This is a genomic window from Ilumatobacter sp., from assembly GCF_049588435.1.
Classification (GTDB): Bacteria; Actinomycetota; Acidimicrobiia; order Acidimicrobiales; family Ilumatobacteraceae; genus Ilumatobacter_A.
Map to the genome: position 1 here is coordinate 1 of NZ_JBAVYV010000347.1, position 7,424 is coordinate 7,424.

Here is a 7,424-nt window from a genome sequence, read left to right on the forward strand (position 1 = left end):
GGTCGGCGCGTGCGGGGGTGGCGCTCGACGTCAGCTCTCCGAGTGACGTGACCGAAGCGGTCGACACGATGGTCGACTCGCTCGGAGAAGACGCCGCGACCCTGCTGGTCCAGTCGATGGTTTCCCCTGGAGTCGACGTGCGCATCCACTGCCAGCACGACGATCGTCTCGGGGTGATCGTCTCGGTCGGCTACGGGGGTGCCGACGCGAACCTCATCGACGATCGGGCCAGTCGGCTCGCTCCCCTCTCGCACGCCAGCGCATCGGCGATGCTCACCGAGACGAAGGTCGGAAGCGCGCTCGAGGCTGCCGGGCTCGACTCGTCGCCACTGGTGGACGCGATCGTCCTCGCCGCCCAGCTCTGCGCTGATCAGCGCAACGTGGACGAACTCGACCTCAACCCGGTGATCGTCTCCGACGGCGGGGTGATGGTCACCGATGTGGTCGCGCGCCTCGTCGATCGTCCCGACGACGAGGTCGCCCTCCGCCGCCTCGACTGACCCTCCGGTGAGATGTGAGTCGACCCCTCCGCCAAACCTCTCACCGCAACCACCTCTCGCTCCGCTCCGATGAGATGTGAGACCGACAGGTCGTCTCACATCTCACCGCTGGGAGGGGTGGCGATAGGTTTCGGGCATGGCGACAGCGACGGAGCTCGAAGGTCCCACCACCGAACTGCTGCAGACACTGATCCGCAACGAGTGCGTCAACGACGGATCGGCCGACTCCGGATTCGAGACTCGCAGCTCGGACGTGCTCAAGCAGTACCTCGAGGGCACCGGACTCGACATCCAGACCTACACGCCGCGGGAAGGGCGCGACTCGATGGTCGCGCGGATCGAGGGATCGGACCCCGATGCTCCGTCCCTGTGCCTGATGGGACACACCGATGTCGTGCCGGTCAACCCTGCCGGGTGGCGGAATGATCCGTTCGGCGCCGATCTGATCGACGGCGAGGTCTGGGGGCGCGGAGCGATCGACATGCTCAACCTCACGTCGTCGATGGCGGTCGCCTTCCGCCACCTCGCGACCACCGGATTCCGGCCGAAGGGCGACCTGATCTTCTTCGGCGTCGGCGACGAGGAGGCCGGTGGCGTGTGGGGTGCCGAGTGGATGGCCGAGCACCACTGGGATGACATCGATGCCGACTACGTCCTGACCGAGCTCGGCGGATGGTCACACGAGGCGGCCGACGGCACACGCCAGGTGACCGTGAACGTCAACGAGAAGGGCATGGCCTGGCGTCGCCTCCGGGTGCGTGGAACACCGGGCCACGGCTCGATGCCGTTCGGCGCCGACAACGCCCTCGTCAAGGCCGCCGAGATCGTTCGCCGACTGACCGAGTATCGACCGATCCCCGATCTCGACGACATCTGGAGGGCCCAGGTCGACTCGATGACGCTGTCCGACGAGGTTCGCGAAGGCCTGCTCGATCCGGCTGCGATCTGGGACACCATCGCCACCCTGCCGACCCCGGTCGCGCGGACCTGTCATGCCCACACGCACACCACCTTCTCGCCCAACGTGGTGCACGGCGGTCAGAAGACGAACATCATTCCCGATGTGATCGACCTCGAGATCGACATCCGGACCGTCCCCGGCGACCGCGAGAGCGCCGAAGGGCACCTCCGGGCCGCGCTCGGCGACCTCTACGACCACGTCGAGGTCAGCGACATCCAGAACTCGCCGGCGACGACCTCGCCGTTCGGGCCCGACAACGCACTCTGGGCATCGGTCGAGAAGCACACCCAGATCGCCTACCCGGGGGCGAAACTCGTGCCGGGGCTCACGGTCGGCGGGACCGATGCCCGGTTCTACCGCGACCGTGGACGCACCGCCTACGGCACCGGGCTCTTCTCGCCGAGCATGGACTTTGCAACGTTCGGCTCACGCTTCCACGGCCACAACGAACGCATCGACGTCGAGTCGCTCGGGCTCTCGGCCGAGTACTTCTGGGGAATCGCCCGCGACCTGCTGACCTGAGGGTCTGATGTCCCGCTGGCGTTTCGCTGCCGTTGCGGATCGTCAGTGGCGCCCGAACGGGTTGATCGAGCGGGTCGTGAACGCGTTGAGGGCGTACACGATGTCGTGGCACACGAAGCGTTGCGAACCGGGGGTCTCGCGCGCGATCGGTTCGAGCACGCCTCCGTCGACGAGATCGTTCAGGGCCCGTCGGATCGAGGCGGGGCTCGCGTCGAGGATCGGTTCGAGCACCTCGGTGTCGACCACCGGGTGGCTGAGGAGACCGTCGATGATCGGGTGGACCAACGCGTCCGACCGGAAGGACTCGGTCCGTTCACGCCACCGCGACCGCATCTGGACCACGTCGTCGAAGAGATGCGAAGCGTTCCGCAATGCCGCGAACATCGCGTCGGCCCCGAGCTCGACGATCGGCACGAAGTCGCCCATCCGGTACTCGGTCAACGCCTCGATGTAGCGGTGCTTCTGCGACACGATTCCCGCCGAGATCGGCAGCGTCGCCGCCTTGGTGAGCCCCTCGCGACGGAGCAGCGCGTGTACGAGCGCCCGACCCACCCGACCGTTTCCATCGGCGAACGGGTGGATCGTCTCGAAGTGGGCGTGCATCACCATGGCCTGGATGAACACGGGCATGTCCGTGCGGGCCATGAAGTCGCACAGATCCTCGATCGCGGCGGGAATCCGCTCGACCGAGGGCGGCACGAACTCGGCCTCGGGCGGGCCGCCGGAGTAGCTGCCGATCCAGACGGCCTCGTTGCGCCAGCGGCCGGCGAGTACCGGGTGCGTCGAGCCGAGCAGTGCCCGGTGGATGTCGAGGATCGTCTCGGGTGAGATGTCGTCGGCCAGGACGATCGCCGTCGTGGTCGCGTCGACATTGCCCATCACATCGGCGACCGAACGCCCCTGGTCGTCGCCGATCTCCGCGATCAGCAGATCCGGAACCGGGGCGGCGACGTTCTCGATCCGCGACGATGCCGACGACTCGATCCGGACGAGGAGTGATTCGAGTGGGGCCAGCGTGTCGCCGACACGCAGGTCGAACGCCGCGATGGCCGTCCGCACGTCCTCCGAGACCAGCGCACACTCCGACGGGAGCATCATCTCGGCATCGCCGATCTCGGGCACCACGGCGGAGTCGTATCGTCGACCGCCACCGGTCGACCGACGGGCATCGCCACCCTGCTCGATCAACCACGTCAGACGTTCGAACGTCACGGGTGGCCAGGAGGTGTTGCGCGGCATCGTTCAGCGGTCCCGACTCAACGGAACAGGTCGCGTTCGGAATCGCGCAGCACGGGCGCCATGCTCGCCTCGTCGTCGCGGTCCCAGTCGTGTCCGCGCACGACGGCGACCGGGACCCGGCTCGTGTTGCCCTTGACCAGTTCCGCGGCGGCGGCAAGTTCGTCGGCGGTGCAGATCTCCTGGACGTGGAACTCGTGACCGTGAGGATCACGCTGACCGATGTAGCTGTACAGCGGATTCATCCCCGCGATGCCGATCGCGATGTCGGTCTGTCCCTCCCGCCACGGACGTCCGAACGTGTCGGTCATGATGACCGCGACGTCGACGCCGAGCTCGACGAACCGAGCGCGATGCGCACGGGAGCTGCCATCGGGGTCGACCGGCAGCGTCAGGATCCGACCGTGGGCACCGCTCGACGACTGGTCGACCCCCGAGTTCGCACAGCAGAAGCCGTGATGCGTCTCGGTGATCAGCACAGGGCCGACCTGGCGGATGATCCGCTTCGACTCACGCATGACGATCTCGGTGACCCGCGGGTCCTTGTCCCACCGTTTCGACCATCGGGTCGCGAACTCCGACGGTTCGACATCGGCGAGTTCGACGGTGCACCCCTCGGCCTTCGAGACGATCTTCGACGTGATGAGCACCACATCGCCGTCGGCGAGCGGGTCGCCCTGGGCCGACGCCGCCGCGTGGATCAGCGCAGCGAGATCGGTCCCTTCGGTGATCTCGGGGAGTCCCTCGACACCGAACACCTGGAGTCGGGTCATCGGCCGGATCCGATCACGTGCGCAGCTCGGCGAGGAACGCGACGATGGCCGCGTTGACCGGCTCGGGATTGGTCAGGTTGGCCGCGTGTGCCCCTCCGACCGCCACGACCGGGCCCGCGCCGACGAGACCAGCGGCGAGTTCGTCGGCACGCTCCATCGGAATCGCCGTGTCCTCGGTGCCGTGCACGACGAGTGCGGGACACGTGATCTCCGACAGCCGGTCGGTGATGTCGTCACGCTCCAGGAGACAGTCACCCGGGGCTCGCATCTGCTCGTGCGGACGTGACTGCCACTTGGCGATCCACGCGGCATTGGTCTCCGGCTCGTTGATGATGATGCCGGCGACCGCCCCGGCGAGTTCGTCGATCGGACCCACCGTGACCCAGGTGTCGATCATCGTGCGGTACCCCTCCGCGACCGCCGGATCCTCGCCACCCGCCTGGGTGTCGAGCAGGATCAGACCCTCGACGCGCCCCGGTGAGCGCAGCGCGGCCCGCAGCGACAGGAATCCGCCCTGGCTCATCCCACCGAGCACCGCCCGCTCGATCCCGAGGTGGGACAGCAGCCCGAGACAGTCGTCGGCAGAATCCCAGTAGGTGAACGCCTGGCCGTCGAACTCGGTCTGGCCGAATCCCCGCTCGTCCCAGGTGATGACCCGATGGGTCGAGCGCAGCGCGGCGACCTGCGGATCGAACATCGTCTGATCCATCAGGAACCCATGGGAGAAGATCACGACAGGACCGTCACCACCCGTGTCCTCGTAGAAGATCCGCTGTCCGTTGACGTCTGCGAAGGCCATGCGCCGAAACTAGTGCGGCGACCGCGGGCAGACCATCACGGTCGACCACTCCGCCGCGCGCCTCGGGCAGACTGCACGGATGACAGACGACAACAGCCGACCGGTGTCGGAGATCTTCGACGCCGATGCCTGGGCCGAGGTTCCCGGATTCGACTTCACCGACATCACGTATCACCGCGCGAACGACGCGGGCGTGGTCCGGATCGCCTTCGATCGTCCCGAGATCCGCAACGCGTTCCGCCCGCACACCGTCGACGAGCTGTTCCGCGCACTCGACCACGCACGCATGTCGACCGACGTCGGTTGCGTGCTGCTCACCGGGAACGGGCCGTCACCGCGCGACGGCGGCTGGGCCTTCTGTTCCGGCGGTGACCAGCGGATCCGCGGCAAGGACGGCTACAAGTACGCCGAGGGCGAGGATGCTGCGTCGATCGAGCCGGGGCGCGCCGGACGCCTGCACATCCTCGAGGTGCAACGCCTGATCCGCTTCATGTCGAAGGTCGTGATCTGCGTGGTCCCCGGATGGGCGGCCGGCGGTGGGCACTCGCTCCACGTCGTTGCCGACCTGACGCTCGCCTCGACCGAGCATGCACGCTTCAAGCAGACCGACGCCGACGTCGCCAGCTTCGACGGGGGGTTCGGCTCGGCCTACCTCGCACGACAGGTCGGCCAGAAGTTCGCCCGCGAGATCTTCTTCCTCGGCGACGAGTACACCGCCGACGACATGGTCGCGATGGGTGCGGTCAACAAGTCGGTCCCCCACGCCGAACTCGAAGCGACCGCGCTCGAGTGGGGCCGCAAGGTCTGTGCGAAGAGCCCGACCGCGCAGCGGATGCTCAAGTATTCGTTCAACCTGATCGACGACGGCCTGGTCGGCCAGCAGATCTTCGCCGGCGAAGCGACCCGCCTCGCCTACGGCACCGACGAGGCCGCCGAAGGGCGTGACAGTTTCCTCGAGAAGCGCGACGCCGACTGGTCCCCGTACCCGTACCACTTCTGATCCGGAGCTGACGACCGTGTCGAACAGCGCCGACGTCATCGTCGTCGACGACCCCGACGATCCCCGCTTCGCTCAGTTCCGGCTGAACGAGCGCGGTCTCGCGAATCGCGCTCAGAAGCGCGACGACGCGGGTGCCGGGTTGTTCCTCGCCGAGGGAGATCTGGTCGTCGAGCGCGCGTTCGATGCCGGATGCACCCCGGTTGCAGCCCTCGTCGACCGAGATCGAGTTCCCACCGTGACCGGTCGATTCAACGGAACCGCAGCTCCGGTGTACGCAGGTGGTGACACGGTTCGCCAGATCGTGTCGGGACTCGGCATGCCGCAGTCGATCATCGCCCTGTTCGAACGTCCGGCACGCCCGAGTGTCCCGGAGCTGGCTCGACGCTGCCGGCGGCTGGTCGTGCTCGAAGCCGTCGACAATCCGGCGAACGTCGGATCGATCGTCCGCAACGCGGCCGCCCTCGGGTGGGACGGGTTGATCCTCGACCACACGAGCGCCGACCCGCTCGCACGACGATCGCTGCGCGTTGCGATGGGAACGGCCTTCGCACTCCCCCACGCCCGCACGTCGTCGCTCGCCTCCGACATCGCAGCCCTCACCGAGATCGAACTCTTCGCGATGACACCCGACCCGGAAGCGGTCCCCCTCGACGCCGTGTCCCACCTCGGTCCCGACCAACGGGCCGCCATCCTGATCGGATCGGAGCGCTCCGGCCTGTCGGCCGAACTGCTCGCCTTCGCCATACCCGTCCGGATCCCGATGGCGCCGGGAGTGGACTCGCTCAACGCTGCGGCGGCGACTGCGATCGCCTGCTGGGAGCTCCGGATCCGGGGATAGAACGAGGCAATGTCGAACGTGTTGCTCCTCTCGTGTCCGGATCGGCCGGGCATCGTCGCCGCGACGGCCCGGGCGATCGCCGACAACGGCGGCAACATCGTCCACGCCGAGCAGTACGTCAAAGCCGACGACGACGGATCCGGCGCCGTGTTCTTCCAGCGGGTCATGTTCGACCTGACGAACGGCATCACCAACGACCGGTTCCGCTCCGCCTTCGCTCCGACCGCGGCCGAGTTCGACATGACCGTCGAGCTGCGCGACGACACCGTCCCGATCCCGACCGCGATCATGGCGTCGAAGCAGCCCCACTGCCTCTACGACCTGCTCACCCGGTGGCGCAGCGGCGAGCTGGCGATGGATCTGCGTGTCGTCATCTCGAACCATCCCGATCACGAGGGCATCTGCACCCACATGGGCGTGCCGTACGTCCACCTCCCCGTCTCGAAGGACACCAAGCCCGAGCAGGAGGCCGAGGTGTTGGCCGCGCTCGACGAGCACGGCGTCGAACTGGTGGTCATGGCGCGCTACATGCAGATCCTCAGCGACAACTTCGTGTCGCACCACCCCATGCGGATCATCAACATCCACCATTCGTTCCTGCCGGCGTTCATCGGGGCGAACCCGTATCGCCAGGCCCACGAACGCGGCGTGAAGCTGATCGGCGCGACCGCGCACTACGCGACCGCGGACCTCGACGAGGGGCCGATCATCGCGCAGGACACCGCGCACGTCAGCCACCGCGAGACCGTCGCACAGCTCACCTCACGCGGCCGGGATCTCGAGACGGTCGTGCTG

Annotated in this window: 8 protein-coding genes; 5 read left to right on the top strand and 3 right to left on the bottom strand. The window is 67.5% G+C overall.

Features of this window, described 5'->3' with window-relative positions; genetic code table 11:
* Together WBV89_RS13535 and WBV89_RS13540 are read left to right on the top strand one after the other, a co-directional pair.
* The coding region (locus tag WBV89_RS13535; RefSeq protein WP_423981880.1) for an acetate--CoA ligase family protein at nucleotides 1–500 on the top strand (500 nt) is incomplete at its 5' end.
* A gap of 136 nt (nucleotides 501–636) precedes the next feature.
* On the top strand, nucleotides 637–1,983 hold the full coding sequence (locus tag WBV89_RS13540; RefSeq protein ID WP_423981881.1) for a M20/M25/M40 family metallo-hydrolase: 1,347 nt from the start codon (nucleotides 637–639) through the stop codon (nucleotides 1,981–1,983).
* A 42-nt stretch (nucleotides 1,984–2,025) separates the two neighbouring features.
* Here WBV89_RS13540 and WBV89_RS13545 read toward each other — a convergent pair whose 3' ends face one another.
* The 3 genes from WBV89_RS13545 to WBV89_RS13555 are packed head-to-tail and all read right to left on the bottom strand — an operon-like array spanning nucleotide 2,026 to nucleotide 4,791.
* Nucleotides 2,026–3,195: a Fic family protein gene (locus tag WBV89_RS13545; RefSeq protein WP_423981882.1), complete on the bottom strand. Its 1,170-nt coding sequence runs from the start codon at nucleotides 3,193–3,195 to the stop codon at nucleotides 2,026–2,028.
* 44 nt (nucleotides 3,196–3,239) lie between these two features.
* Nucleotides 3,240–3,992, bottom strand: coding sequence for a coenzyme F420-0:L-glutamate ligase (cofE, locus tag WBV89_RS13550; protein WP_423981883.1), 753 nt, complete (start codon nucleotides 3,990–3,992; stop codon nucleotides 3,240–3,242).
* 13 nt (nucleotides 3,993–4,005) lie between these two features.
* The gene (locus WBV89_RS13555) at nucleotides 4,006–4,791 is read right to left on the bottom strand and encodes an alpha/beta fold hydrolase (RefSeq protein WP_423981884.1); all 786 of its coding nucleotides are present in this window, start codon (nucleotides 4,789–4,791) and stop codon (nucleotides 4,006–4,008) included.
* Nucleotides 4,792–4,870: 79 nt separating this feature from the next.
* On the opposite strand from WBV89_RS13555, the gene WBV89_RS13560 reads away from it, so the two are divergent.
* The 3 genes from WBV89_RS13560 to purU form a co-directional block, all read left to right on the top strand.
* The gene (locus WBV89_RS13560; RefSeq protein ID WP_423981885.1) at nucleotides 4,871–5,791 is read left to right on the top strand and encodes a 1,4-dihydroxy-2-naphthoyl-CoA synthase; all 921 of its coding nucleotides are present in this window, start codon (nucleotides 4,871–4,873) and stop codon (nucleotides 5,789–5,791) included.
* A gap of 16 nt (nucleotides 5,792–5,807) precedes the next feature.
* Nucleotides 5,808–6,629, top strand: a complete 822-nt coding sequence (locus WBV89_RS13565; protein WP_423981886.1) for a TrmH family RNA methyltransferase — start codon at nucleotides 5,808–5,810, stop codon at nucleotides 6,627–6,629.
* Nucleotides 6,630–6,638: 9 nt separating this feature from the next.
* Nucleotides 6,639–7,424, top strand: a 786-nt coding sequence (purU, locus tag WBV89_RS13570) for a formyltetrahydrofolate deformylase (protein WP_423981887.1), incomplete at its 3' end; no start/stop codon positions are given.

Bases quoted from the DNA above. Each gene is read 5' to 3' on its own strand.
- WBV89_RS13540 (WP_423981881.1), top strand. From the start codon at position 637: ATGGCGACAGCGACGGAGCTCGAAGGTCCCACCACCGAACTGCTGCAG.
- cofE (WP_423981883.1), bottom strand. From the start codon at position 3,992: ATGACCCGACTCCAGGTGTTCGGTGTCGAGGGACTCCCCGAGATCACC.
- WBV89_RS13555 (WP_423981884.1), bottom strand. From the start codon at position 4,791: ATGGCCTTCGCAGACGTCAACGGACAGCGGATCTTCTACGAGGACACG.
- WBV89_RS13560 (WP_423981885.1), top strand. From the start codon at position 4,871: ATGACAGACGACAACAGCCGACCGGTGTCGGAGATCTTCGACGCCGAT.